The organism is Shewanella schlegeliana (assembly GCF_016765635.1).
Classification (GTDB): Bacteria; Pseudomonadota; Gammaproteobacteria; order Enterobacterales; family Shewanellaceae; genus Shewanella; species Shewanella schlegeliana.
The window spans coordinates 404,973-430,420 of the sequence record NZ_JAESVD010000003.1 but is presented as its reverse complement, the minus strand read 5'-3'; the positions used below and the strand labels follow the sequence as shown (position 1 = coordinate 430,420).

At 44.1% G+C, this 25,448-nt stretch carries 21 protein-coding genes; 7 read left to right on the top strand and 14 right to left on the bottom strand.

Features of this window, described 5'->3' with window-relative positions:
- Window positions 1-40: 40 nt before the first annotated feature.
- On the top strand, window positions 41-508 hold the full coding sequence (locus tag JMA39_RS07335) for a hypothetical protein (protein WP_202721172.1): 468 nt from the start codon (window positions 41-43) through the stop codon (window positions 506-508).
- 137 nt (window positions 509-645) lie between these two features.
- Window positions 646-960, top strand: a complete 315-nt coding sequence (locus JMA39_RS07330) for a hypothetical protein (protein ID WP_202721171.1) — start codon at window positions 646-648, stop codon at window positions 958-960.
- A 122-nt stretch (window positions 961-1,082) separates the two neighbouring features.
- Here JMA39_RS07330 and JMA39_RS07325 read toward each other — a convergent pair whose 3' ends face one another.
- The 4 genes from JMA39_RS07325 to JMA39_RS07310 form a co-directional block, all read right to left on the bottom strand.
- Entirely contained in the window at window positions 1,083-1,439 is a 357-nt protein-coding gene (locus tag JMA39_RS07325) for a DUF6677 family protein (protein ID WP_202721170.1), read from the bottom strand.
- A gap of 41 nt (window positions 1,440-1,480) precedes the next feature.
- Entirely contained in the window at window positions 1,481-1,852 is a 372-nt protein-coding gene (locus JMA39_RS07320; RefSeq protein ID WP_202721169.1) for a hypothetical protein, read from the bottom strand.
- Window positions 1,853-2,082: 230 nt separating this feature from the next.
- Complete coding sequence (locus JMA39_RS07315) at window positions 2,083-5,160, bottom strand: efflux RND transporter permease subunit (RefSeq protein ID WP_202721168.1); 3,078 nt, start codon at window positions 5,158-5,160, stop codon at window positions 2,083-2,085.
- A gap of 101 nt (window positions 5,161-5,261) precedes the next feature.
- Complete coding sequence (locus tag JMA39_RS07310) at window positions 5,262-6,344, bottom strand: efflux RND transporter periplasmic adaptor subunit (protein ID WP_202721167.1); 1,083 nt, start codon at window positions 6,342-6,344, stop codon at window positions 5,262-5,264.
- 469 nt (window positions 6,345-6,813) lie between these two features.
- Here JMA39_RS07310 and JMA39_RS07305 point away from each other — a divergent pair, with 469 nt between their 5' ends.
- Entirely contained in the window at window positions 6,814-7,758 is a 945-nt protein-coding gene (locus tag JMA39_RS07305) for a LysR family transcriptional regulator (protein ID WP_202721166.1), read from the top strand.
- A 90-nt stretch (window positions 7,759-7,848) separates the two neighbouring features.
- On the opposite strand, the gene JMA39_RS07300 is transcribed toward JMA39_RS07305, so the two are convergent.
- The 3 genes from JMA39_RS07300 to JMA39_RS07290 all read right to left on the bottom strand — a co-directional run bounded on the left by JMA39_RS07300 (window position 7,849) and on the right by JMA39_RS07290 (window position 10,490).
- Window positions 7,849-8,247, bottom strand: coding sequence for a c-type cytochrome domain-containing protein (locus JMA39_RS07300; protein WP_202721165.1), 399 nt, complete (start codon window positions 8,245-8,247; stop codon window positions 7,849-7,851).
- 195 nt (window positions 8,248-8,442) lie between these two features.
- Window positions 8,443-9,099: a Qnr family pentapeptide repeat protein gene (locus JMA39_RS07295; RefSeq protein ID WP_202721164.1), complete on the bottom strand. Its 657-nt coding sequence runs from the start codon at window positions 9,097-9,099 to the stop codon at window positions 8,443-8,445.
- 29 nt (window positions 9,100-9,128) lie between these two features.
- Entirely contained in the window at window positions 9,129-10,490 is a 1,362-nt protein-coding gene (locus tag JMA39_RS07290) for an MATE family efflux transporter (protein ID WP_202721163.1), read from the bottom strand.
- Between the two features lie 250 nt (window positions 10,491-10,740).
- Between JMA39_RS07290 and JMA39_RS07285 the strand changes: the two genes are divergently transcribed.
- Together JMA39_RS07285 and groL are read left to right on the top strand one after the other, a co-directional pair.
- A complete protein-coding gene (locus tag JMA39_RS07285; RefSeq protein ID WP_012278835.1) occupies window positions 10,741-11,031 on the top strand; it encodes a co-chaperone GroES in 291 nt (96 codons plus the stop codon).
- A gap of 89 nt (window positions 11,032-11,120) precedes the next feature.
- Window positions 11,121-12,764, top strand: coding sequence for a chaperonin GroEL (gene groL, locus JMA39_RS07280; RefSeq protein ID WP_202721162.1), 1,644 nt, complete (start codon window positions 11,121-11,123; stop codon window positions 12,762-12,764).
- Between the two features lie 483 nt (window positions 12,765-13,247).
- On the opposite strand, the gene JMA39_RS07275 is transcribed toward groL, so the two are convergent.
- From JMA39_RS07275 to JMA39_RS07260, 4 genes are all read right to left on the bottom strand, one after another.
- The gene (locus JMA39_RS07275; RefSeq protein WP_202721161.1) at window positions 13,248-15,329 is read right to left on the bottom strand and encodes a WD40 repeat domain-containing protein; all 2,082 of its coding nucleotides are present in this window, start codon (window positions 15,327-15,329) and stop codon (window positions 13,248-13,250) included.
- Between the two features lie 538 nt (window positions 15,330-15,867).
- Window positions 15,868-16,905 (bottom strand): nuclease-related domain-containing protein, encoded by a 1,038-nt coding sequence (locus tag JMA39_RS07270; RefSeq protein WP_202721160.1) that lies wholly within the window; start codon window positions 16,903-16,905, stop codon window positions 15,868-15,870.
- Window positions 16,906-17,157: 252 nt separating this feature from the next.
- Window positions 17,158-17,631, bottom strand: coding sequence for a hypothetical protein (locus JMA39_RS07265; protein WP_202721159.1), 474 nt, complete (start codon window positions 17,629-17,631; stop codon window positions 17,158-17,160).
- A 1-nt stretch (window position 17,632) separates the two neighbouring features.
- Window positions 17,633-18,193 carry an imm11 family protein gene (locus JMA39_RS07260; RefSeq protein WP_202721158.1) on the bottom strand — a complete coding sequence of 187 codons (561 nt, stop codon included), beginning with the start codon at window positions 18,191-18,193 and terminating at the stop codon, window positions 17,633-17,635.
- A gap of 598 nt (window positions 18,194-18,791) precedes the next feature.
- Here JMA39_RS07260 and JMA39_RS07255 point away from each other — a divergent pair.
- On the top strand, window positions 18,792-19,691 hold the full coding sequence (locus tag JMA39_RS07255; RefSeq protein ID WP_202721157.1) for a DnaJ C-terminal domain-containing protein: 900 nt from the start codon (window positions 18,792-18,794) through the stop codon (window positions 19,689-19,691).
- Between the two features lie 174 nt (window positions 19,692-19,865).
- On the opposite strand, the gene JMA39_RS07250 is transcribed toward JMA39_RS07255, so the two are convergent.
- From JMA39_RS07250 to JMA39_RS07240, 3 genes are all read right to left on the bottom strand, one after another.
- Window positions 19,866-22,013 (bottom strand): bifunctional 2',3'-cyclic-nucleotide 2'-phosphodiesterase/3'-nucleotidase, encoded by a 2,148-nt coding sequence (locus tag JMA39_RS07250; RefSeq protein ID WP_202721156.1) that lies wholly within the window; start codon window positions 22,011-22,013, stop codon window positions 19,866-19,868.
- Between the two features lie 671 nt (window positions 22,014-22,684).
- Entirely contained in the window at window positions 22,685-23,047 is a 363-nt protein-coding gene (locus JMA39_RS07245; protein ID WP_202721155.1) for a hypothetical protein, read from the bottom strand.
- A gap of 124 nt (window positions 23,048-23,171) precedes the next feature.
- Window positions 23,172-23,738 (bottom strand): excalibur calcium-binding domain-containing protein, encoded by a 567-nt coding sequence (locus tag JMA39_RS07240; RefSeq protein WP_202721154.1) that lies wholly within the window; start codon window positions 23,736-23,738, stop codon window positions 23,172-23,174.
- A 294-nt stretch (window positions 23,739-24,032) separates the two neighbouring features.
- Between JMA39_RS07240 and JMA39_RS07235 the strand changes: the two genes are divergently transcribed.
- Window positions 24,033-25,211, top strand: coding sequence for a transglutaminase domain-containing protein (locus tag JMA39_RS07235; protein WP_202721153.1), 1,179 nt, complete (start codon window positions 24,033-24,035; stop codon window positions 25,209-25,211).
- The last annotated feature ends 237 nt before the right edge of the window (window positions 25,212-25,448 follow it).

Below are 25,448 nucleotides of genomic sequence, written 5' to 3'. Positions count from 1 at the left end.
CTTTGTCTACATAGTAGATTTCATTTTCTTCTATTCATTGATGGCCAGACATTTAGCTTATTGGGTATTACTCTTTTCCTTGTTGGGGCAGTTTCTGCTTACCCCTGCAATGGCGCTGCCTGATCAGTTACACCGGCTTGGTCAGGTTCATCTACAAGAGCCTCTGCAACAATCCCCAATTTTATTCAATAGTGAGTTGAGCATTGTCGATAGTAGCGGAGCTGTAGCCGATGCTAGCGCGACTCAGATTGACTCAAGTTTATTTAGTAATCAATTATTTAGCTTGGTAGCTGAGTTTGGCGAGCAAGTGAGTGCGTCACTTTGTGAAGCAAGTTGTCAGATGTTGTCCTCTGGACATTGCACTAGCCATAGTAGCTGCGCGCCGGGTCTAGCTTCGATGGGGATTTTGTCGCTAAAACAGAACATTGGCCAAGGTAGGGTCGATGGACCCAGTTGGCCAGTTAAAACCGTTAAACTTCATGTTGTTACTCCCCCTCCAATCGCATAACTAGTTGTTAAAAATTCAGCTTTTTATGTTTAAATTGTATCAAAATGCAAAATTTGCTTCTTTTTTATTCTCTAAAACAAACAGATCACGTAGACTCTTTGTTAAGCGAATGTAGGCAAATAAGATTGGAGTTGTATATGAATAAGTTAACCAGCGTAGCCTTAACACTAGCAATTGGCTGTATCTCGACCTCAGCAATGGCAGAACGACCAGATTTTTCGAAAACAGCAGCAGCACGTGCTGATTATGATTTCTCTAAAAATGTATCAGCAGCCATGAACTCAAATGACATTAAACCTGTCTCTACTCGTCATGATTTTTCAAAAACATTAGCCGCCACCAGTGGCTATGATTTTTCAAAAAATCCTCAAGTTGAGCCAGTAAAACATACTCACCCTTCTAGTCGACATGATTTTTCTAAGACTGAAGCACTGCTAGACGGTAGTTTGTAAGATCTAGATTTGTAGTGAAAATAAAGAGTAAAAGGGCTACTGAAAAGTAGCCTTTTTTGTGGCTGAAGCTTAAGCGAGACTAACGTTAGTGTCATCGTTAACCTGAGTGCCAATTTCGTAAGCTAGTGCTTCAGTTCTGCGTCATCGGCCAGTTTACCCAAGCGATAAGAGTCGATGACGCCAATGACCCATGCGGCAATGAAGCCGATGGTCGCGATATTAATATAGAGCGCCTCGTTACCCACAGGCGCCTGAGTCACCGCACTATAGATAGCATTCAGCTCAAGGGGGATCTCACCCTTTAAGATCTGTTGTGAGATGAGCTGCGCCCGTTGATAGGCATGCCAGAGTAAGAAGCATAAGCTGGCGATCGTAGTAACCAGTAACACTTTACCCATAGCGTGTTTTTTCAGATAAAAATGACCGCTGCCAGGGCAAACAAAGGCCGACAGCAATGCAGCTTTTACAGAAGTTTTCATGTGTTATTCGTCATTGATTAAATAGAGAATGAAATATTGGATCATTCGAGATCGATACGGCGGATCGCATGCTGAAGAAAGTCTACCTTTTGCTGCAGTCTAGCTCTATTGGCATCATAACTCTTATCCTGAACATGTGAGTTATAGGCCGCTAGCTGGCTTTTCACTCCCTGTAACTCCTGCACTAACCAGCCGCGGATCATCACATAATATCGGCTATCTGTACCGTACTCGGCAATCGTGGCTAAGGATGCATTGGATGGATGCTTAATGGCATTATCGAGGGATTTGACCATCACGCCAATAGCGTATTCATCAGATTGTGTTGGCGCAGTAGCCATGGCCGGAATAGCAAGTATCGCGGTGAACACCAACATGCTGCTGGCGATGTGATTTCGACAGGAGTGATTCATTTTCTGAGCCCTCTTAAACCCTGTTATTACAGTAACAGGCAATGGTTGGGAATACTCATAAATTTTGTTTAATCGAGCTATCGATCTGTGTAAGTCAGTAAGAGAAAAAACCTGATTAAGCGATCGCTCACTTAATCAGGGACGCCGGGAAGCATTTTTGGGGTCGATATTACTGATTGATATAAGTCACTTAAGTGGACTTAAGCTGACTTAAGTTTTGACCTCCTTATTCAGACCCGCTTACCTTGGTAAGGAATTCTGAAGGCTAAGGTGTAGGTCACCGGCAAAACGATGAGGGTCAATACAGAAGCAAAACCTAACCCGAAGATAATGGTGATTGCCATCGAACCAAAGAAGGCATCGGACAGCAGCGGCAACATACCGAGCATAGTGGTAATCGCCGCCATCAATACCGGTCTTACGCGGCTCACAGCGGAGTCAACAACCGCCAGATAGGCTTCTTTGCCTTGGGATAACTCAAGGTTTATCTGATCAACCAGTACGATGCCATTCTTGATAATCATACCGGTTAAGCTCAACAGGCCCAGCAGCGCCATAAAGCTAAAGGGCGCATCGAACAGCAGCAAACCAGAGACCACGCCTATCAGCGACAGTGGTACAGTAAACCAGATCACCAGTGGCTGCCTGACCGAGTTAAACAGCAGCACAGTGATAAGAAACATCGCCAAGTAACCGAGTGGGATAGAGCTAAATACCGACGCCTCAGCCTCTTTTGAGGTTTCATACTCGCCGCCCCACTCAAGCTCGTAACCTGCTGGCAGTGGGATCGCTTCGATATCGGCCTTCACTTTTCTAAATACCGAGTCGGCGGTTTCACCCGTACCGTTGATCGGATCGGCCAGCACTGAGATCACTCGTTTACGATCTCGGCGCATGATCAAAGGGTCTTCCCATTCGGTATTAAAATCAGACACCACCTGAGTCACAGGGACAAAGGTATTATTGTCGCTGCTCCACACCTGCAGTTTCCAGATACTCTGGGCATCGAGTCGCTCTTCGTCCGGTGCGCGGGCGATAATGGGTAACAGATGGCTGTTCTCGCGATAGGTACCGATCTGCTTGCCACTGAAGTTAGTCAGCAGGGCGTTGTCGAGATCTTGCTTACTGATCCCGGTCTCACGAGCTTGAGCCAGCGCCAGTTGTGGTCGTACTAAGGTCACTTGGTTGCGCCAGTTGTGCCTCACGCCAACGGCCGTTGGCTCCGCTTTTAATATCTCTTCAGCCTGGACCGCTAGCTGGCGCAATACTTGAGGATCTTCGCCATAGAAGCGCGCCTCGATCTTAGCCGCTGGGCTTGGGCCATTTTCCATATACTTGAAGCGATACTGCGCCTCGGGGAATTTAAGACTGAGTTCTCGCTCAAGCACCCGCATGTATTTATTAAGTGCCTGTAGATCTGTCATCTCAAGCAAGATCTGAGCGTAAGCTTTGTAACCTTTCTCCGGCACATAGGAGAGCACGAAGCGTTGGGCGCCTTGGCCAATCACTGTGGTGAGGTTGACGAGGCCCGTATCTTGGCTCTTTTGCTGCGTCAAAAGGTCGGCTTCAATTCGGCTCAATAGTCGCTCAGTTGCCTTGATATCAGAGCCTTCTGGCATCCACACATCGATAAAGAATATTGGCGTGTTTGATGCGGGGAAGAAGACATTCTTAACGTAGCCAAAACCCACTACCGATGAGATCAGCGCCGCGATAACCAAGGTAAGCGTTAGCCCCCTAAAGCGCATGGCAAAGTTGAGGCTATGGCGGTAAAGGCCAAATAACCAGCCCTTGTAGGGATCATCGTTGTCATCATTGCTCACCACGCCATCTTTAAACATCAGATTGCAGAAGAAGGGCGTTAGGGTCATCGCAGTGATCCAGCTAATAAATAGTGAGATCAGTAAGACTTGAAATAGGGAAGCGCAAAACTCTCCGCTGGCATTATCCGATAAACCGATAGGCGCAAAGGCGATGATGGCGATAATGGTGGCGCCAAGCAGCGGCCACTGGGTTTGTGAGATCACCTGCTTGGCAGTTTCTAAACGGCTCTGACCTCGCTTAATGCCGATCAAGATCCCCTCTGTTACCACGATCGCGTTATCGACCAGCATACCCAGAGCGATGATCAAGGCACCGAGGGAGATGATCTGCAGCTCAATGTTGAGGATATTCATCATCACAAAAGTGCCAAGGATCGTCAGTAGCAGCACTAACCCCATCAATAGGCCAGAACGAACGCCCATAAAGATAAGTAGTACTCCAATAACGATCGCAACTGACTCGGCCAAGTTAACCAGAAAGCCATTGACCGTCTGGTCCACCATCTTGCTCTGATCGTAAACGGTATCCAGTGTCATGCCGATAGGCAGCTCGCTATAAAGCTCACTCATACGCAGGTTGACCGCCTCGCCAACCTTAACCACATTTACGCCGCTGGAGAAGGCGATGCCGATAGACAGGGCTTGTTTGCCATCCGCATGATAGATACTCGATGGGGTTTCTTCAGTGTCTTTATAGATCTTAGCAATATCGCCTAAGTAGATAAGCTTAGGGCTACCGGGAGGGCTGATCAGTAGACGCTCCATCTGCTGCACGTTATCAAACTCACCCGTTGGATGAATACGGATGCGGTTATCGCCAACCAACATGCTGCCGGCATTCGACACCACGTTTTGGCTGTTGATCAGGCCATAGATATAGTTTTGATCTAAGCCTAGGGCGTTGAGTTTTTGCTGTGAGATCTCAACCACCACCTGCTCATTAACGACCCCCGCTATGGTGACCTTCTTGATGCCATCGACCAGCACGAGTTCACGGCGCAAGAAGTCGGCATAGTTTTGCAGCTCTCGCTCGCTGTAGCCGTCGCCACTGACATTGAGCAAGATGCCATAAACATCGCCAAAGTCATCGATAACCGATGGTGTATGTACGCCCGGTGGCAGCTCTACCGCCTTGTCGTTAACCTTACGGCGCACTTCATCCCACACCTGAGGCAGTTCGCTGGCATCATAATTCTCTTTGATCTCAATCTCTATCTGCGATAGGCCGGCGCTGTTGACCGAGGTGATATGCTTGATGCCGTCGAGTTGCTGTAACGCATCCTCGAGTGGCAAAGTGACTTCCTCTTCCACCTGCTCAGGCGAAGCGCCGGGGTAGGCGGTCACCACGAGAGCCTGCTTAATGGTAAATTCGGGGAACTCCAGCTGGCCCAAGCTAAAGAATGAGACTGTGCCGCCAATGAGCAGCAGTAGGGCAAACATCCAGCTAATGACTTTGTGGGTTATGGAATATTCAGCAAAATTCATCAATTAAATCTCTTTTAAAGCAGGGGGCAAATAACGCAGCTTTGGCGATATAACTTGGTGGTATGGCTTGATGCTATAGGTAGGTGTTATTGAGAGACCCGTTAAACGCCTCGCTGCCAACGCAGTGGCTTTACTTCAAGCCCTTCAGACAGGTACTGCACACCGGCAACGACCACTTTGTCACCCACTTCGATGCCATCGACAACCTCAATGCCATCGGTAGTGACCTTGCCTAGGGTCACTATCTGCTGGTTAACTTTGCCAAGTTTGCTGTCAAAGGCCCAAACCACGCTCTGGCCATCTTGATCGCGTTTGCTGATGGCACTCGGAGGTAGAATTGCGGTTACCGTTTGAGAGTTTCGCTGTGCTATATCCATGGTGAGCTCGGCGCTCATCCCCGGCAGTACCGTCATATTGCTTGGGCGCGGCAGGGTAAACACCACCTCATAGCTTTGAGTGCCCGGCGTGACTTGGGTGGCATGCTCTTTTAGCAGTACCGGGTAAGCCACGCTAGGATCGTTAGCAAATCGCACCACAGGCTGAGTGACAGCATTGGGATTAAATTGCGTGACCTTACTCGCTAGAGACTCGGGGACTTGGATAACGACATCGATATTGCTGTCTTTTTGCAGCACCAGTACTGGCTCGTTTGCCTGCACCATCTGATAGTTATCTATGGCAATCTTGGCCACCGTGCCATCGTAAGGGGCGGTGAGTTCGGTATAGCTGAGCTGATCTTGGGCGCTAGCAAGATTGGCCTTAGAGGATTTTAGCTGCGCCGAGGCCAGATCGTACTCCGCCTGTGAGATCAACTCGCGGCGCAGCAGTTCACCTTTACGCTTAAAGTCGGCCTTGGCTAACTCATAATCGGCCTCACGGTTAAGTAGGGTGTTTTGCGCATCGCGTCTATCTAAGCGCGCCAAAACCGTGCCTTTTTTAACTTGCTGACCTTCGACTAGGTTAAATTCAACCAAGTGTCCCGGTAATCTAAAGGCAAGTTCGGCTTGTTTAGTGGCGGCGATTTTGGCAGGGAAGCTGCGTAGTGAACCTGCATTGATATCGCTTATCTCAAACAGTTTAACGGGTCTGATGCTTGGCTCTGTTGCCTCACTAGACTCTGCATTGCAACCTGACATGAGTGCAGCCAAGATGAGGAGTGAAAGTGAAGTAGTCAGGTTTTTCATAGTGCAGATCCCATTTCCCATATAACGAGAGGCCAGTAATTAGGTGAGCAAAGATAGCAGGCCTAAATGTTGAGTAAAATGGAATTATGTGGAACCATGGGTTCCGAAAAGTGGAACTTATTTTACTTGCTTTGACAACACAAGTGTGTGCAAAGTGATAATCGCCCGTAGCCAGCGGGTTAAATGCTAGAGAGTTTTTATACCAATCAGTATAAGAATTTGATCAGCTCAGAACGATTTTTGGCAAACTAATTCAAGGCGAATAGCTGCAATAATGGTTATTCCCTTATTAAAGGTATTCAACGCAGAAGTAGGCAGCCAAAAACGTTCCAGAATGGCGAGTTTTAGCGATTCTGATGCTGTGTTAACGAGCTTAAACGTAGAGTAACTATGCTCTTCGCTCGTTGCCTTGCCTCAAAACCGCTAAACTCTCGCTGAGTGACTAAATGTTTATACTGATTGGTATTAGATGAAAACCGAAGATATTGCCCTATTCCATCGAATTGTCGAAACCGGTAGCTTGGTCGAGGCCGCAGACATACTCAATCTGCCTAAATCGACTCTGAGCCGACGTTTGCAGGCGCTAGAAGAGGAGCTTAACGTTAAGCTGTTTCATCGTCAGAGCCGTGCCATGACCCTAACTGCATCGGGTAGCCATTTTTACGATAAAACCACCGCCATGTTGGCAACGTTGGAGCAGACTCTGTCAGAGCTCAGTGGTGAGGAATCAGAGGTCACAGGTCATCTACGTATCATGATCTTTCCTGTGCCAGAACTGATGCATATTACCCATGCCATTTTTGAGTTTATGGATCTGAATCCAGAGTTAACCGTCGAGATCATTATCAGCTCAGAGCCGCAGGATATGATCCGTAATAATATCGATATCGCTTTTATGCTCGAAGATGCCTTTAACGAGAATGAGATGGTCGCACGGCATATCTTTACTGAGCGGGTACACTTCTTTGCCAGTCCAGAATATCTGAGCCGGGTGGGGCGGCCTGTAACCCCCGAAGAGTTGCCTGCGCATAACTCGATTCTGTTTCGCTATCCCAATGGGCGGATTTTTAATGAGGTCCCTTTTGGTAAAGATCGCATTTTGTCGGTGAAAGGCAATCTCTGTGTTAATAGTTTAGCGACCTGCTTAGAGGCGACCCTGATGGGGCGGGGGATCTCTATGATGCCGCTGCCTTTTGCTAAAGAGTATATTGATAACGGTGAGCTAGAGATGCTGTTTGAGGAGATAGAGCCCTATGAGGGCAAGTGCTTCTTGGTCTACCCCTCTAGGCGCTTTATTAGCTTAGCCAGTCAACGCTTTATCGACTTTATGATGGACACGTTAGCTCGGTGCCTGAAAAACGGAAACTGCGGTGAGGAGATCAGAATTAGAGGGCCGATTAAACCTATGCTCTAGGCAGAAGAGCGCAAGCCGACCTAAGGTCTGCTTGCGCTAATGCTCGGCTAAGCGAGGCGAAAAGACAGCGAAAAGACAGCGAAAAGAGGGTTAATTGTCTTGAGCCCCTTCCTCAATCCACTCTTTAATCACTTTAATCTGTTCGCTGGTTAACGGCTTGCTACTACCTTGGCTTAAATGATCGTCATGATGGGGCGGCATCTGGATAGAGGAATCGAGCTGATGGTCGACAGCCAGATACAATGTGCTCGATGCGGGGCTTCCCGCCACAATCACTGGGCCATTCTTAGTGCCTCGCATCAGGTTGGCATAACTATCGAGCACTAAGCCTGTGCGTGCAGTGCCTTCACCGGTATCTGAGTGGCACTCGATACAGGAGGCTTGGAATATGGGCAGCACTTGATGTTTAAAACTGATATTGGGTTTTAGGCCGAGAAAGAAGACTAAAAATATTATCGCAGTTAGCAGTACGACTTTGAGGGCGGTCATAGGGACCTCCTTAGGTAAGGCATCGCATTAGTTAAGGCATCGCCTTCGCGAGCCTAAGCTTATCGTTTTCTTAAGTATAGTCGTGGTTGCGGCTTACTCTAGTGTTACAGCCCCGAGGAGTGGCTTTTGGGCAATAGATAGCTGAAAGCTTGATACTGAACAAATTTTAAACGGATAGTCGCTTGCTTTATTGGATTAATCAGCCGTCACTATGAGTCCGAGTGGCGCTAGCAGTTGCTCCTGCTGCCACTGGTTTATCATTACGCCTTGAAGATTTACCACACGAGGATCCAATCCCTCTAACTCAACCCGAGTCAGATTAGCGCCCTTTAGCTCGAAACTGCCCCACTGCTCAGGGGAGAATTCGCCGCCGCTTAAGTCGCTGCCTTTCATCGACGCGCCAATCAGATTTGCGCCGCGCCAGCGGTTATCGAACAGTTCACACTCTTCCAGTAACAGCTCATTCAAATCGGCATAGGCTAAGTTACAGCCGCTGATGTACGCCGAGCAGAAATAGCTTTTAGGGGTAATATAGTTGGCAAAACTGGCACGGCTAAAGTCACTGCCTTGCAGGTTAGTATCGCGCAGCTCGAGACCATAGCAGCGTGCGCCCTTGAACAAGGCCATGCTCAGATTGCAGTGCTTAAAGCTGGCGCTGGTTAAGGTGGCATAACTAAAGTCACAGCCGCTGTCGTCACCTGGGGCGATAAACTTACACTGAATAAACTGGGCGTCAGTTAAATCGCTATGATTAAAGCGGCAATGGTAGAAGCTGCAGCGCTCGAAGCGGGCATCTTGCAAGTCTTGGTCTGAAAAGTCTTCATCATTAAAGATTTGATCCATGGCGTGCATAGGCTGCTCCTTAGCGTTTTAGATAAGCGTTAAGCTTGGCTCACCCTAATATCAGTCTTCTCAGGCTCTGAGACTCGAGTCGCCAAGATATAGCAGGCGATACCCATAATGGTGTTGGTGATAGGCAATGCCAGTAACAAGCCTTTTACACCTCCTAGGTAGGAGCCCAGCGCCGCTAGTGGCAACATGATCAAAAACAGACGACAGACGTTGAGCAGTAAGGAACTCATGGGTCTGTGATAAGCGTTGAGTGTGGTTGCCACTAAGATAACTATGCCTAGCGGACCGTAGGCTGCAGGCAGCACTAAAATATAGAAGGTCAGCCACTCTATCACCTGCGGATCATCACTAAACAGCTGAGCCAGTGGTTGGGCTAAAAACAGCAGCGGCAGATAGATCAGGGTCTGGAATACCAGCACAAACTTAAGCGATAGCATAAGAGCATTGCGGGCGCGTCTTGTTTGCCCTGCGCCTAGATTCTGCGCCACAAATGGCACTAGGCTCGATGACAGCGCCATCACTGCAATCAACATCACCGACTCTAAGCGGGTACCAGCACCAAAGGCCGCCACGGCGCTATGATCGATGCGCGCCAGCATCGCCATAATTATCGCGTTGGCGAGTGGGTTAAGTAGGTTCATCAGCGCCGCAGGCTGGGCAATATGAGCCAGCTGCTTCCAGTTACACTTGAGGCGCTTAAGGTTAGGTTCGACAAAATCCACTAGGTGACGCTTAAAGATCAGTAGATGGGTCGATAGCGACAGTGCCACCACCCAAGAGATCACAGTGGCAATCGCTGCCCCCTCAATCTCTAAGCGGGGAAAAGGTCCGATACCAAAAATCAGCAAGGGGTCGAGAATAAGGTTAATTAGTGCCGCCAACATCATGATCTTGGCCGGTGACTTGGTATCGCCAGTGGCGCGTAGGCCTTGGTTACCTACCATCAGCAGCACCAGCAACGGCGCGCCTAAGTACCAGATAAACATATAGTCGTGAATAAGCGGCAGGCTTGAATCATTAGCACCAAGCAGGCTAAATAGTGGGTCGATACACAGGCTACCCAACAGAGCGATAAATGCAATCAGCAGGAAGGTCAGCATCAAGGCATCATGTAAGAACACCTTGGCCTTATCTGCATGGCCACCACCAATTAAGCGCCCTAAATTGGTCGACACGCCAGCGCCAATACCTATGGCAATGCTAGAGATAATCAGGGTTACAGGAAAGGTAAAGCTGATGGCCGCGAGGGACTCGGTACCAAGCTGGCTGATGAAAAAAGTGTCAACGAGGCTGAACCCGAGAATGGTTAAAATACCAATCAGGTTTGGAAGGCTCATATTTAGCAGTACACGACCAATTGGCTGAGTTAGCAGCCCGTGTCTGTCTCTCATGGGGAAGTCTTGCCTAGTCTTTGCTCGGAGGGCGATTCTATCAGGATTGCCACAAATTTTATCCGCCACAGTTAAAAAAAACGGATTTATTTTGTAAATAGGACTTGGATCTGCCGACATTAACCCCCATGTATCGAACATCAAGCGGCAGTTTTGGCTTCCACCAAGGTGAAACCAAGCGAAGTCGTTACTAACTTTACTCGCCTGAAAAATATTTAGGCAAACAAAAAAATAATAGGAGCATCCATCGATGAACATTCGTCCATTACATGATCGTGTCATTGTTAAGCGTTCAGAAGTTGAATCAAAGTCAGCTGGTGGCATCGTACTAACAGGTAGTGCTGCTGAACAATCTAGCCGCGGTGAAGTTCTTGCTGTAGGCAATGGACGCATTCTTGAAAACGGTAACGTAATGCCTTTAGACGTTAAAGTTGGCGACATCGTCATCTTCAACGAAGGCTACGGCGTGAAGAAAGAGAAGATTGATGGTGAAGAAGTTCTGATCCTATCTGAATCAGATCTAATGGCTGTAGTAGGTTAATCCCTGCTCTTGTAAAAAGACCAACCATTTAATGCCGTTGTTGACGCGATTGCGTAACCACGGCGCAAAGAATTGAAAGGATATTAAAGATGGCAGCTAAAGAAGTATTATTTGGTAATGACGCTCGCGTAAAAATGCTAGCAGGCGTAAACGTTCTAGCTAACGCAGTTAAAGTTACTCTAGGCCCAAAAGGTCGTAACGTAGTACTAGACAAGAGCTTCGGTGCTCCACTTATCACTAAAGATGGTGTGTCAGTAGCGAAAGAGATTGAACTAGAAGATAAGTTCGAGAACATGGGCGCACAAATGGTTAAAGAAGTTGCTTCTAAAGCCAACGATGCAGCCGGTGACGGTACCACTACTGCAACAGTACTTGCACAAGCAATCGTTACTGAAGGCCTAAAAGCCGTTGCAGCGGGCATGAACCCAATGGATCTTAAGCGCGGTATCGACAAAGCGGTTGTTGCTGCTGTTGCCGAGCTTAAAAATCTTTCTCAAGAATGTGCCGACACTAAAGCTATCGCTCAGGTAGGTACTATTTCTGCTAACTCTGATGAGTCAATTGGTGAAATCATCGCAACTGCAATGGAGCGCGTTGGTAAAGAAGGCGTTATCACTGTTGAAGAAGGTCAAGCACTAGAGAACGAGCTAGACGTAGTTGAAGGTATGCAGTTTGACCGCGGTTACCTATCTCCATACTTCATCAACAAGCCAGAAACAGGCACTGTTGAGCTAGACAGCCCGTTTGTATTGCTAGTAGACAAGAAAGTATCAAACATCCGTGAATTGCTACCTATCCTTGAAGGTCTAGCTAAAACAGGTAAGCCACTGCTTATCGTTGCAGAAGACGTTGAAGGTGAAGCACTAGCAACGCTAGTTGTGAACAACATGCGCGGTATCGTTAAAGTGGCAGCCGTTAAGGCGCCAGGCTTTGGTGACCGTCGTAAGGCAATGCTACAAGACATCGCTATCCTAACTGGCGGTACTGTTATCGCTGAAGAGATTGGTCTAGAGCTAGAAAAAGCGACCCTAGAAGATCTAGGTACGGCTAAGCGCGTAGTGATCACTAAAGATGACACCACAATCATCGACGGTAACGGCGAAGAAACACAGATCAAAGCACGTGTTGCACAGATCAAGATCCAAGCTGAAGAATCAACGTCAGACTACGACAAAGAAAAGCTTCAAGAGCGTATGGCTAAACTTGCTGGCGGCGTAGCCGTAATCAAAGTTGGCGCAGCAACTGAAGTTGAAATGAAAGAGAAGAAAGCCCGTGTTGACGATGCACTTCACGCAACTCGCGCAGCGGTTGAAGAAGGTGTGGTTGCTGGTGGTGGTGTTGCACTAGTACGCGTAGCAAGCAAAATCGGCGAGCTAGACGTAATCAACGAAGACCAGAAGCACGGTGTAACAATCGCACTACGTGCAATGGAAGCGCCACTACGTCAAATCGCGACTAACGCGGGTGAAGAAGGTTCAGTTGTTGCTAACAACGTGAAGAACGGCACAGGTAACTACGGTTACAACGCGGGTAACGACACATACGGCGACATGCTAGAGATGGGTATCCTAGACCCAACTAAAGTAACCCGTAGCGCGCTACAGTTCGCTTCTTCAATCGCAGGTCTAATGATCACTACCGAGTGTATGGTAGGCGAAGTGAAAGAAGATGCTGCTGATATGGGCGGCATGGGCGGTATGGGTGGTATGGGCGGTATGGGCGGCATGATGTAATTTTTTACTGGTCTAAATCGTTTATAGCGGCGTTACTTTGCTGCTCGTGTAGAAAAACACTACACGTCGCGACAAAAAGCCTTGCTCTAAAGCGATTTATCCTACGTAAAAACGTCTACCCCATAGGCCTGAGTTCTTGGCTGTAAAGCTAAGAACAACACCTAAAAAGAAAAACCCGAGACTGGTAACAGTGTCGGGTTTTTTAATGGGAAAAATTAGTAAAAATACTCTGCAGGTCTACAGCCTAAAAGCTTAAAGCCACTTCTTGTAAAAGAGCTCTTGGTGAATAGATGAAAGCCCCGATACCTAACGGTATCGGGGCTTTTTCACATGGATGCGATTATCCTCGGAGTATATGGACATACTTAGAGTGGATTTCTGTTTTCTGGCTATCAGAGTGGTTAGTTGCACCGTCGTTCCGGCAATGCTTGTGGGCCGGAATTAAGTGGCTTTGAGGCTAATGAGATCTGCCCCCTTTATCTATTATCTATCGGTAAAAAACTCACATGATTCATTATCTAGGGCAATAGCCCCGGAGGAAGGGGCCGAAAAAGTAGATATATATAGTCCATTTGTTAGCTTAGCTGATGCCGTTCTTTTTAAACTGACTGTATTGCCATGAGCTTCATGAGTTAAGCCATTTAAAAAGTCAGGTTGTTGTTTTTCATCTAAAAAAATAAATCTATTACCTTGTTTAAAGTAAGACTTATAGTACCCATCACTTAATTGGCATTCCTTTTCAGCGGCTTTAGCATTAGTAAATTTTTGAATAATTAAATCTGAACGACCTTTGCTAGGGGAGGTGATGTATGACTGAGTGTAAAACTCAAGAGAGTCTTGAAGGCAGTACCACATTCGATTGACAGCCCGCCCACTTCTTTCTCCTAGTATCTGTATCTGCCTTATACCTTCACATGCTAACCCCATATTAAATAAAGCTGCAGCTTTTTCTTTTTCAGAGGCCGGCAGAGAATATATTACTCTGTGTGATGAGATGATAGCTTTGTTTTTATTGCCTATTTTCAAAGATACAATGGCTAAGTTATTTAATGCTCTGACGTTGTAAGAGTCTAATTGTATTACTTCTTCAAATGCTGCGTATGCGGCATCGTATTTCTTTTCAGAATAATAAGATTCGCCTTTTATATTTAGCTTTAATGTCCGAGAATCCAACTCCGGATTGAGCTTTATAGGGACTGGGGTTTGATTGTTTTTATAATATATAGTTACTGGCTTTATAGGTTGCTTTAACTCCTTTACCTTTGTTTTACTATGGGAGGTATCATAACGTTTATTACAGCCATACTTTTTTTGTTTTTCCAACGCTTCTTTTACCAGATTAGGAAGTATAAACTTATCTTGACCATCGTAAAACACCGTAAAACCATCTTCAGATACTTTATTTTCAGGTGTTTTAACAAACCTAAACTCTTTATCACAATCGGGTATAGCGTTAGGTGGAAGTTGGCACCCCTCTGAATTTAATACCTTTGGTTGTTTTTTTAACTTGCCATCTTCGGCTAAATAAAACAGCGCTTCAACGTTAGCTGTAAAAGCCATGTTTGGATTTTGAAAAACATAAGGGAATTTAGGTTGACACTTATTATTAAACGAAAACTCATCATCTTCAGCTTTCAAAGAAAAAGGCTTAACATATCTAGTAATGTACCTTGCGTTTTCTCCTTTAATTGCCTTCATAGCAGTAACTATAAATACTCCTTCACTATCTATGTAGTTTACCGTCTTTACCTGAGTTCTTTTTATTTGATACTGCTTTCTATTGGATAAACTAGGAACGTCTAGAATATCAATCCCGCCAAACCTTGAGATAGTTGTAATTTGTTTATTGTCTTTACTAAAAGCTATTGCTTGTATCCAGTTTTTCAATCCATAAAGTGTTTTCTCACTATCCAAATTTAATGAGATACTCTCTAGTTTCTGCCAAAAGAATATGCCCGAGAGTTTCTTTTCTATTTGCCAAATTTGCACCTTGCCTGTAGTCCCTACAGCTAGAGATTTATCATCTGAACTAACAGCTAAGGATTCAATAACACCATTTGCTTTGTATTCACCAGGAAAGAATTGTTGATTTAACAAATCGTAAATAAACAGTTTACTATTGTGAGCTATATAAAGAATATTCCCGTCATTTGAAAATACTTCAGGTCCTCGCGTCTTAGGGAGCTCTAAAATACTTTTCCCAGTTTTCGAGTTCCATACTTTAGTCATTTCATCAACAGTAGACGAACTAGAAGCTAGCAACTCACCATCATTAGAAGATACCAAGTTACTAATTCGCATTTTATGAGCCTTAATGGTTATCTTCTTATTTAAATCTGAGGCATCTCTTATGTCGATAGTGCCATCTGCCTTCCCAATACTAAAAATTAAGCTTTTTGAGTTAAAATCCAATTTCATGATCTGGTTAGATAATCTATCAATATGGGGAATTGTCGTCCAAAACTCTTGATCAATGTCTTTCTTATAAAATTCCCATCGAGAATCCTTACTCGAATAAGCAAAAAGTAAAAAGGCAATGGTAGATATTAATATGATATGTTTCATAGCATCCTTGGCTAGTTGTGGATAATACTGAAATCTAACGCCCTGTTAACAGACAATAAAATTGTTGTCCACCTCCGGGTGTGTTGTTATAAACAGGGTCAGAGCAAACTTTCCCTAAGCTCTAAATCACTTGCTGCGCACAACCACACTCTAAACAATTCAGCGTGTCACAACCATAGACCCCCATCTTTAATGGCATGTTTTGCAGCCTCTAACTAAGCTTTAACTGTTTATTTAGTTATTACTTAAGTAGGAGGTTGCTATGCCCCGCGCTAGAAGCCCAATCAAAGACACCCATCTTTAATGGCATGTTTTGCAGCCTCTTACTAAGCTTTAACTGTTTGTTTAGTTATTGCTTAAGTAGGAGGTTGCTTTGCCCCGCGCTAGAAGTACGCTTATAAGCTTGGAAGATACGCCTTACTATTACTGCAGGCCAAGCCTAGAAGGCCAAGCCTAGACACCCATCCTTAATGGCATGTTTTGCAGCCTCTTACTAAGCTTTAAAAAGTGGGGTCAGAGTAAACTTTCCCTTAGCCCCCTAAACCACCCGCTGTCCACAACCACACTCTTGGCAATTCAAGGTGTAAATTTCTTGTTGTTTTTGAACTCTTGTATTCTTGCTGCTGCACTGTGGGCAGGCTTGTTTCATCGGCGTGTTTTTAGTGCATTGTTTGCAATGTATGTAATAGCCGAATTTGCCATACATTGGGGTGTAATTCGTTGATTCTCCGCAATGTTTGCAGCGTAAAACTATCTGAATTATTTGGCTTTTATCGGCTTCTTCTTGTTGTGCTGGCTCTGTGATAGCGACTGATGCCATTACTATTGGCGTGCTTGTTAGTGGTGTTGTCGCTAGTGGCACAGTAGTTTCGCTTGTGGCAACTTTGCTTGTTTCTGTGGCAGCTGTTTTGGGGGCGATATGTTGCTTGATTAGAAACGAGCCAATTGATTCCAGTTCTTCTTGATTGAAGAAAGGTCGAGTATCGGCAAGATAAGCTAGACGTAAATATTTTCCCTTTAGGTTCATCACCTTGTTGAGCTTTTCTACCAGAAATTCAGACTTTATTAGCTTGTCTGATACCGCTTTGGGCATCGACTTTCTATCAATGATTGCGTCGCTAGATACTGCACACAGATGATGCCAACATCGACCGCCAAAGCCTTGATTGAGTCCGAACATCTTCTCTAAAATCTCACCACTATTGTGCTTTAACAGTTGGTGTAACAAAGCTTGCTGTAACTCAACTTGCTTGATGGGGGAGGCCATACCCTGCCACTTATCAGTCTTGCCTTGATAGGTGCTCAGGCTGCGCGTCCATTCTCCCTGTTGGTTGACCTTTACATGGCCTCTGATGCTCTTAGATTCAATCAACACAAAGCCGTAGCTATACACGATGAGGTGGTCTATCTGGGCGACTTCGTCGTTAAAGCGGAACTTGAAGTCGTTGATCACTAATACCTGTGGGTGATCTTTATAGGCGCGGCGTAGAAAGAACGCCACGTTTTGCTCTTGTTGCTGGCCTGCAATCGCTTGAGCTGATTGCGCATTTTGCGGGGTTTTCGTTTTCAGAATCATTTATCAATAGCATCCGTTCTACTGCTTGGCTATAAACGATGCGCTAGCAGCTTGATAATTATTAACCACATTTTATCTGCTGTTTGACTAAAAAAGCTACTGAAAATACATGAGGTTTTAGCTGTCATAGGCAAGAGTTTTAGTGGTTTCAAAATAAAACTTATCACTCATTAGCCCAATTTCCCGCTAATAAAAGTGGGGTCAGAGTAAACTTTTTCTTATCCCCTAAATGACCCTCAGTCCACAACCATATTAGTATCGTCCAAAGGGCGCCGTGGTGTTGTACCATATGTTTATACAGCCCGCAGACTTCAAGTCTTTGATGAAGTCTTCACTGATGTAGAGAGCATGATTAGTGTCATAAACAAACGCATGCTTTTCTTCAGCTTCAATACCAACACCAACACCAACATCAACATCAACATCAAGGCCGGCCAATGTTGGGAACTGTAACAGTTCTAGGGTTTTATAATCATCAAACTCACTCTCGTTCTCAGTGTCTTCACCGTCTTCATCGTCAGGAGCGCTGCCGAAATCGAAATCACTATCCCATAGGTCTTTGTCTGCTAACCAGTGGGCGGGTAGCTTGTCGATAATCTCTTGCCAGAGTACAAATCGTACCGCTTTATCAAAAACGATAAACAGATCTGGGTTGGTAAAGACTGTGGCTGGCCTTTTTTCGGGCAGTAACGCACTGATGTTGTCTTGGTTAAATTGAATATACATATCAGCCTGCCCACGACTCGTTAAAGGTTTCAATTGGCACGAACTCAATTCCCGTTGGTGAGTGACGCATTATTTGATTGACGATATCTTTATGATAAAAGGTGTGAAACCCCCAAGACTTATCGCGGAAAACGAGCCTTTTGTATAGCGGAGTCTGTGAAAGCTTATCGGGGTCAATAACAAGCTTTTTCATACCTGAGATATAGCCGCGTTTGAATCGTTTAAAAACGCTCTGCTCATGACAAATAACATCGACTTCATGTGCCAATTGCAACATCATGAAATCATGTTCGCCTTGATCAATCAGCTTTATCGGTATCCAGTTCGTGCCATACATTTGCTCTAATTGTAGTGAATCAAAAAGGCGCTTAGATATAGCGAGTGCGGGCTCCAATATAATGTCTGGGATCTCATACTCTTCTTTTGGCTTATGTGTTGCCAAAACAGGTATCGGCGCGCTTGGAAAGGTAAATCGAGTGCTGTAAGCCGCGTTTTCATACTCTTCAGCTACTGCATATATGGGCGTAGGCAGGTTCTCTTTTGCAAAAAAATAATCACTCATGTTCTAACCTTTAGCTTTTGGGTTCCATTATCTTACAGCCTGAACGGGTTAAATCTTCCCTATTCTCTTAAATCACTCGCGGTCCATAACCACACTCTTGGCAGTCCAATCTTTTAAGTGAGTAAACTTGCCATACATTGGCTGGTAATTAATTGATTATTCTAAATGTTTGCTGCGTAAACTTATCTGCAAATAATCATATCTCCTTGTGCTAATGGCGTAAATCTAGCTGCTTACTTTCTTTGTCTGTAATTTAGCCATTCGCCACTAAAATTATTCATTTTTTTATCAAGGCAGTCTTTTGAAACGGGAGGCAGTTACTGAATAATAGCTACGGCTAGCCAATACCAAGTTAAGCTAATGCACTATATGTATGTTGTTGATTGTTAATGGGTAATTTATCATCAATGGCTGAGGGTGACTTTTTGCATTATTGATTATTAATGTGTGGCAATGGTTTTTTCGGATTACAATAGCGGTACCAAACAAGCTTGGACTAAATAGTCACTTATGCTCATAGATCCATAAGCTTGTTAATTTTTAGGCCATAGATAAACTCATGGCCCTTTTTTGAGATATACAGTAGTGAGGGTTTAGCATGTCTAAACAAGATTATTACAGCGTGCTAGGTGTTTCCAAGGCCTCCTCCAATCAAGAGATAAAAAAAGCCTATAAAAAGTTGGCGATGAAGTACCATCCCGATAAAAACCCTGATGATGCGACAGCAGAAGCAAAATTTAAAAATGCTAAAGAAGCGTATGAAGTGCTGACCGACGCTGACAAGCGTCGCAAATATGATCAATTTGGTCATGCAGGGCTGGAAAACAATGGCCAAGGTGGGCGTCATTATAGTCAAGATGGATTTAATGACATATTTGGTGGCGGATTTAGTCAGCGTGATCGTGGCTTTGGTGGCTTTGATTTTGAAGATATGTTCTCTCAATCAAGAGGCGGACATAGTCGAGCCCAAAAAGGCCAAGATAGTGAGTTTGTGTTCACTGTCGACTTTGTTGATGCATTGCAAGGTGTCGAGAAAGTCGTTGAATTACCAGTGAATGGCGAAACTAAAAAGATAAAGGTTAAGATCCCTGCTGGTATTAAAGACGGTGAAAAAATACGTTTTACTGGCAAAGGTAGTGCTGGAGTGAATGGTGGGCCCGCGGGTGATCTATTGCTGACTATAGCAACCCGCGAACATGCGTTTCTTGAGCGTGACAACAACGATCTAATTTATACCGCTAGCGTCGATATGGTGTTGGCGGCATTGGGTGGAGAGCTTGAAGTTAACGTATTGGATAAGCGTTTTAAGCTTAAGCTGCCTGCTGGGACTCAACCGGGGCGTAAGTTCAAGATAAAGGGCAAAGGTGTTACAGATCGTAAGGGGGTGACTGGTGATTTGTTTGTGAAAATTAAAGTTGAAATCCCGCAGGATCTAACGGAACAGCAGCGTTCATTGCTCGAACAATTTAAAGCGTTAACGGAAGTCAATACACTTTAATTTGCTGGCGCTGAGGCATCTTGTACATGAGCATAAGCTCATTCTCATCGGCCTAAATCTCGGCATATAAAAACCCCTACTTATCGCTAAGTAGGGGTTTTAGTTTATTTACAACTTTAAGTTAACTTGGTTTAAAGCCGCCTTATTAACTTTGTGTTAGCTGCTTTGTGTTAACTACTTGGCTTTAGCCGCACAGTTGAACTCACCGTTGTAGTCAAAGTTAAAGTGGAACTTAGTAAAGCCTTCAGTACCCGCTTTAGTGTCTTCTTCTTGCTCTGTAGAAAGACCTGTGATGCCATTGTCAACACAACGGAATGCTTCATCAAGTGTGGCTGATGTAAACCAAACGCTATTTGTATTTGGTGCTACAAGCTGGAACACTTCAGCATTCGGGAATGCCAATGACGCATCGCCTGGATTCTCTGCTAGCGAGTCTTCTAGGTAATATTGCACTAACTCACGGTTATTAAATGCCGCGTCTTCTTTAACAAGTACCGCTTTATCGACACCTGGCATTTTTACGTTAGACGCACGGTAGTTATTGGTAATGACATAAATTTCTGCGTCATCAGCAATTTCAACACCGTTATAAGTCAGGCTAGCTAGCTGCTTATTTTCAGTCTCGGTATATTCAAAACCATTAATGTCGATGTACTTTGATTCATTTTCAACGTTAACAGTGTACTTAAGTAAGCCTTCACCTGATTGGCTGAAACCACCAAAGAATACATCAAAGTTATAGCCTGGGAATGATTCATTAAGGAATCGCTCACCATCAGCTAAAGGTAGGCTGTTGTATGCGTTTGAGTTAACCCACTCAATCCAGTTCTTCATATCTGAACCAGTCATCTTTAACACTGCTGGGGTATTGTTATCAAACACATAGATATCAGCAACAGATGCGTTAGTTAGCTCGCCTTCTTGGATGTTAGTAAAGTCTTGTGGACCGTTACGGCCAGACTTGAATGGTGCTGAAACTGACAAGAAGATAGCGTCGTCAGCAGCATCTTTAAACTCACCTTCAGTTTTCCATTTCATTAACTGGTGCAGTTGCGCTTCGTTAACCACCTGAATCGATAGATCAGGTACCACTTGTGGGAAGAAACTGTTCATGTTTACATCGATTGCTGCAATAGGTGTAGACATGTAATCAATCGTGCCTTGGTGCTCTGTCGCCACTAAGTCTTCGATGATTTGGTCTGAGCTATTTGGTACGAGTGAACGCAGTTCTGAAGTTGACTTAGTGTGGTCAACGTCCCAGCTTTTGCCGTTATCTTTCGTTGTTAGGGTTAAGTCAATCACACCTAACTTAGCGCCCCAGAAACCAGGCATAACTGCTGGAATGCCATTGATTAAACCCAGCTCTGCATCGACACCTTTGATTTCGCCGTATTCACCTGTGGTATTTGGGAATTCACGGTGATCGTGACCAAACATGATGGCATCAATGTCATCAACATAGGCAAGGTGTAATGTGGCGTTTTCAGCAAACTCATTGTCATTGTCATTTAGACCTGAGTGTGGAATCGCAACAATAATGTCTGCGCCTTCAGCTTTCATCTTTGGAACATAATATTCAGCTGTTTTCTTGATATCAGATACCATGACATTACATTTTAGTAATGATGCATCCCAACCCATAATATTTGGTGGAGTAAAGCCGATAACACCCACTTTAACTAAGTAAGACTCGCCGTTACTGCTCTTAAATTCACGATCTAAGATCACGTATGGCTGGTATTTGTGTTCAGCAGTCTCATAGAACTCTTCAGTAATGCGAACTTCACACTCTTCAGTTGCATTGCTTACTTTTTCTAGCGAGTTATCAACTTTCCATACGTTGGCGCTTACATAAGGGAAGTTTGACCCTTTTAGTGATTCATCTAGGTAATCTAGGCCATAGTTAAACTCATGGTTACCTAAGTTAGCCGCGTCGTACTGCAATTCGTTCATTGCTTTATAAACAGGGTGAGTATTGTCTTTAACGTGCTCTGTACCCAGTGACGCCATATAGTCGCCCATTGGGCTGCCTTGGATTAAATCACCGTTATCAAACAGCATGCTATTTTGTACTTCATCACGTGTCGCGGCGATAACCAAAGAGGTACGCGCTAAGCCCCATTCAGGTAACTTAGTTTCGTTAACTTCTTCGCTGACAAAGTAGTTGTATGGCATTACGTTGGTGTGGATGTCAGTGGTTTCCATCAGGCGAACGCTGATGGTGCTATCGTTCACATTGTTGTCATCTGATGAACTGTTACAACCCACTAATGCCGCAGCTATGCTTGAAACAAGCAAAAGCTTCTTAGTACTTAATTTCATGTTTACTCCAAAAACCATTTTATTATTTTTTATTAAAGCCATTACCACCACTCAAGAATGCGATAGGCTATTCTCAAATGAAGTAGGGGATATCAAGCGGTAATGCTTAATACCCATGAATTCGAAGGCAAATTAAATAAAAAAAGTAATTAAGTAAAGTGAGGGGAGGATTTCTTAAAGTTGCCGTTAACAATTAAAATGAATAAGAAATTAATTATGCGAGAAAATTAAGTAATAAAATTAAAAAATGTAAGCAATAGAAAGGTATAGCAAGCAATGGATGTTCGAGTCTAGGTGTGTACACTCGCTTAAACCCAACTACAACTACACAACTAAATACGGTCTGGTTATACGCAAAAAAAACCTTTAACGCTTTTTTATTACAATGGTTGCAGCTGTGTACAAGGGGGAATACCAGATGAGCATATATTCAAAATCGAAATATAGTTCATAAACTAGAACACTAAAATTAAATAACTATTTAAACTAATTGGAAACAATAAACTAGCTCGCAACATGATTAGGGTATAACTATTAATAGCTGTGGTTTGGTAACATTTATCTCTTAGCTAAGCATATCTTGAACAGTGACTTCCTGAATTAGTAGATAATTATGTACCTTGTTGATATTTACTGATCTAAATAGAACGAATTTGACTGGGAAATAAAATTTAGCGCTGTTTTTTATCGGAAGAATATTTTTTATAAATATAATCTCCCACACTAAAAAAAGCCATATTAGCAACGTCGTTAAAACATGTCTGGAACAGTTGCAACATAATGCAAGTGGCTCTGCCGGAGCGAAAAAACTGTTTAAATGAGCATTCCAATACAATAACTAAGAAAGATGCCTTAAGATAATGTCCTAGCAAACCAGCGTTAATGGCACTTGTATTCATGGCGTCAACGGTCGCTCTTTCGCGTCTGTCCCATAGGGATGTGGGAAATGGCATTGTGATATAGGGATCATCATTGACCATGTCATCACGAGATTTTGGCTCTCTGTTTCGAAATAGTGGCCAAGCTTGTTTCATCGGCGTGTTTTTGGTGCGCCGATTTCAGTTTAAGTACCGACTTCTTAAGAAAGCGAATTTGCCATGCATTAGCGTGTAATTGTTTAATTTTCAACAATGTTAACAGCATGAGTCAGGTTAAATATCACCAGCTGCAAAGCTGACGCTCGCAAGGGACTCCATCATCATCGCCATCCATTCTAGTGTCGGGGCAGTATTTAATATAAAACTTGGCCTCTTCGCAGGAACTCATATGACTGCAATGGGTTTTGCCTGCCTCACAACGAAAGTTGTGTACCGGATTAAACTTCATTTGCTCAACATCTTTATTGGTCAGTATTGGCGTTGCTGTCATCTCTTCATACTTTTTGAAACCAAGCGTACCTAGCCCTAATAGGATTACAAGTGAGATAAGTACACTGCCGAAAGAGGAAGATTTAGCTTGCTGTTGGCGCCTGCGGAGATGCTTGTTATCAGCTCTACTAGCAACAATGGCTACGCCTTCAATACTGGCTTTGCTGGCCTTGAGTTTGCCATCAGGCTGACGCTCGCTATGAAACAGGATTTGGTCGCCTACCACGGGTTTTCGCGCCATCTGCTTTAATACCGATATATGAATAAACACATCTTTGGTATTCGCGGTTTCGGGTTTAATAAAGCCAAAACCCTTTTCCTCGTTCCAGCGAACGAGGGTGCCTCTTTCCATGAGCATTGCGTGTGACTTCCTTTTTGTTTACATCAAGTTAGCTTGCTTACCAAGATACTATCTGAGAATGAGCTTGTCTGCCTTTAATGATGAACAAATTTATTAATTCATTTTTAAGTGAAATTAAGTGAGGAAATTAATATGAACTGCTCATTAATATGATAAATGCTGGCAGTTTTTAGGCTATTGCTAAACCTCAGGCTTGATAGTATGTTATTGATTTTAAATAAAGACTAAGTGCTTATAGGTAAGTGGATTACCGCAGTAGGTGCCAATCCATCATTTACAAGGAATTGAATTTTGTTGTGCTCATTATTTAAGTTGAAAGTGTTATGTATTGCGGCTCTGTTCCCCTGCGCATTGTTGGCTAATGAGCTGGTAAAAGTGGAAGTGACGGCAAGCAATAATTATCAAACCAAGGTGGTCGCGGTGCCGAAAGAGGTGAGCTTTAAGCAAGATCCTGAGCTTATTTCTTATGTGTTTGAAAGGGGCAAATTTAAGCACTATCAAGAGCCACAACTGTTTATTGAGGTTATGGATTGGGTTGCAAGCCAATGGCAACACGATGGCTTTAATGAAGCACCGAGTGGGATGAGTTCGTTAGACATTCTAAAGTCTGTGCATCAACAAGGTACAAGGTATCGCTGTGTTGAGTACGGCAAAGTGATGGCCGATATCTTGTCTGCGATGGGGCATCATTCAAGGCAGATTGGTTTGCAGTCAAGCGATGTCGCTTATGGTGGTTGGGGCAAAGGCCATGTTGCGACAGAGGTTTGGTCTAATGACTTAAATAAATGGATATTCTTCGACCCACAGTTTAGTACCTATGCTCAATATGAGGGGCAATACCTCAATATTTATGACATGTTTCTTTTAAAGCAGCAGGGTAAATATGAACAGATATCATTTATTGTCACCAGCAGTTTTGCCAAATTGAATGATATCAAGCAGCAAGAGAATCAAGCGGGCTATAGTAATTTTCTAAGCAACTACTTTGGGTATCATATCGCTTCGCAGCAGATTTCTGATAAGAAGCAGAGCACTGTGTTGATGATGGAGGCAAAAGAGCCCTTTCTAACTTTTCAGGGGATGGGATCTAACAATACTAAATTGTTTACTAAAGCCGTTGAAATAGCCTACCCGAAAATGAATCAAACACTTTTCTCTATGTCAGCACTACCAAATGAAAGTGCCAGTTTTCAGTCCGTTATTCAAAAAAATAAGATAGAAACTGAAGAGCAGTATCTTGAGAACATGTGGCGCTTTGCAGCGCAGGGTAAAGTCGCCATGTTTTTTTATAATAATATGCAGCAGTTTTCTCATTATGAAATCAAAACTAATCATAGCGCTTGGTTAGATCATCAATCTGAAGAATTCACTTGGGAATTACAACGAGGCGTGAACCGTTTTGAGGTTAGAAGTATCTCCAAAGAGGGCGTTTTAGGCCCTATAACTTTCGTTGAGGTTAATTATCAATAGCAATCAAATCTACAGTGATTCACGGTGAGTGGCTTAGCATTTCTGTTGCCATATTCAACTACAAGAACACTGCGCTATACCGTCATCTTGGCGGTATAGCCTGATAAAGTGTTGTGGGTTGGATAATCACACCAAAAAAAAGGTTAAGTTCAGTTAATGAGATTGGTATAGCACTGTGGCTGTGCTAGATTGGTTCTATCGATAAGCTTGTATGTCGAGTGATTCGTTTTCACTGTA

What these genes read in the sequence shown, in the direction of transcription:
- JMA39_RS07330 (WP_202721171.1), top strand. Translation starts at nt 646, where the DNA reads ATGAATAAGTTAACCAGCGTAGCCTTAACACTAGCAATTGGCTGTATC.
- JMA39_RS07255 (WP_202721157.1), top strand. Translation starts at nt 18,792, where the DNA reads ATGTCTAAACAAGATTATTACAGCGTGCTAGGTGTTTCCAAGGCCTCC.
- JMA39_RS07240 (WP_202721154.1), bottom strand. Translation starts at nt 23,738, where the DNA reads ATGCTCATGGAAAGAGGCACCCTCGTTCGCTGGAACGAGGAAAAGGGT.
- JMA39_RS07325 (WP_202721170.1), bottom strand. Translation starts at nt 1,439, where the DNA reads ATGAAAACTTCTGTAAAAGCTGCATTGCTGTCGGCCTTTGTTTGCCCT.
- JMA39_RS07315 (WP_202721168.1), bottom strand. Translation starts at nt 5,160, where the DNA reads ATGAATTTTGCTGAATATTCCATAACCCACAAAGTCATTAGCTGGATG.
- JMA39_RS07295 (WP_202721164.1), bottom strand. Translation starts at nt 9,099, where the DNA reads ATGCACGCCATGGATCAAATCTTTAATGATGAAGACTTTTCAGACCAA.
- JMA39_RS07250 (WP_202721156.1), bottom strand. Translation starts at nt 22,013, where the DNA reads ATGAAATTAAGTACTAAGAAGCTTTTGCTTGTTTCAAGCATAGCTGCG.
- JMA39_RS07265 (WP_202721159.1), bottom strand. Translation starts at nt 17,631, where the DNA reads ATGTATATTCAATTTAACCAAGACAACATCAGTGCGTTACTGCCCGAA.
- JMA39_RS07270 (WP_202721160.1), bottom strand. Translation starts at nt 16,905, where the DNA reads ATGATTCTGAAAACGAAAACCCCGCAAAATGCGCAATCAGCTCAAGCG.
- JMA39_RS07260 (WP_202721158.1), bottom strand. Translation starts at nt 18,193, where the DNA reads ATGAGTGATTATTTTTTTGCAAAAGAGAACCTGCCTACGCCCATATAT.
- JMA39_RS07290 (WP_202721163.1), bottom strand. Translation starts at nt 10,490, where the DNA reads ATGAGAGACAGACACGGGCTGCTAACTCAGCCAATTGGTCGTGTACTG.
- JMA39_RS07245 (WP_202721155.1), bottom strand. Translation starts at nt 23,047, where the DNA reads ATGAAACAAGCTTGGCCACTATTTCGAAACAGAGAGCCAAAATCTCGT.
- JMA39_RS07305 (WP_202721166.1), top strand. Translation starts at nt 6,814, where the DNA reads ATGAAAACCGAAGATATTGCCCTATTCCATCGAATTGTCGAAACCGGT.
- JMA39_RS07310 (WP_202721167.1), bottom strand. Translation starts at nt 6,344, where the DNA reads ATGAAAAACCTGACTACTTCACTTTCACTCCTCATCTTGGCTGCACTC.
- JMA39_RS07275 (WP_202721161.1), bottom strand. Translation starts at nt 15,329, where the DNA reads ATGAAACATATCATATTAATATCTACCATTGCCTTTTTACTTTTTGCT.
- JMA39_RS07335 (WP_202721172.1), top strand. Translation starts at nt 41, where the DNA reads ATGGCCAGACATTTAGCTTATTGGGTATTACTCTTTTCCTTGTTGGGG.
- JMA39_RS07320 (WP_202721169.1), bottom strand. Translation starts at nt 1,852, where the DNA reads ATGAATCACTCCTGTCGAAATCACATCGCCAGCAGCATGTTGGTGTTC.
- groL (WP_202721162.1), top strand. Translation starts at nt 11,121, where the DNA reads ATGGCAGCTAAAGAAGTATTATTTGGTAATGACGCTCGCGTAAAAATG.
- JMA39_RS07300 (WP_202721165.1), bottom strand. Translation starts at nt 8,247, where the DNA reads ATGACCGCCCTCAAAGTCGTACTGCTAACTGCGATAATATTTTTAGTC.
- JMA39_RS07285 (WP_012278835.1), top strand. Translation starts at nt 10,741, where the DNA reads ATGAACATTCGTCCATTACATGATCGTGTCATTGTTAAGCGTTCAGAA.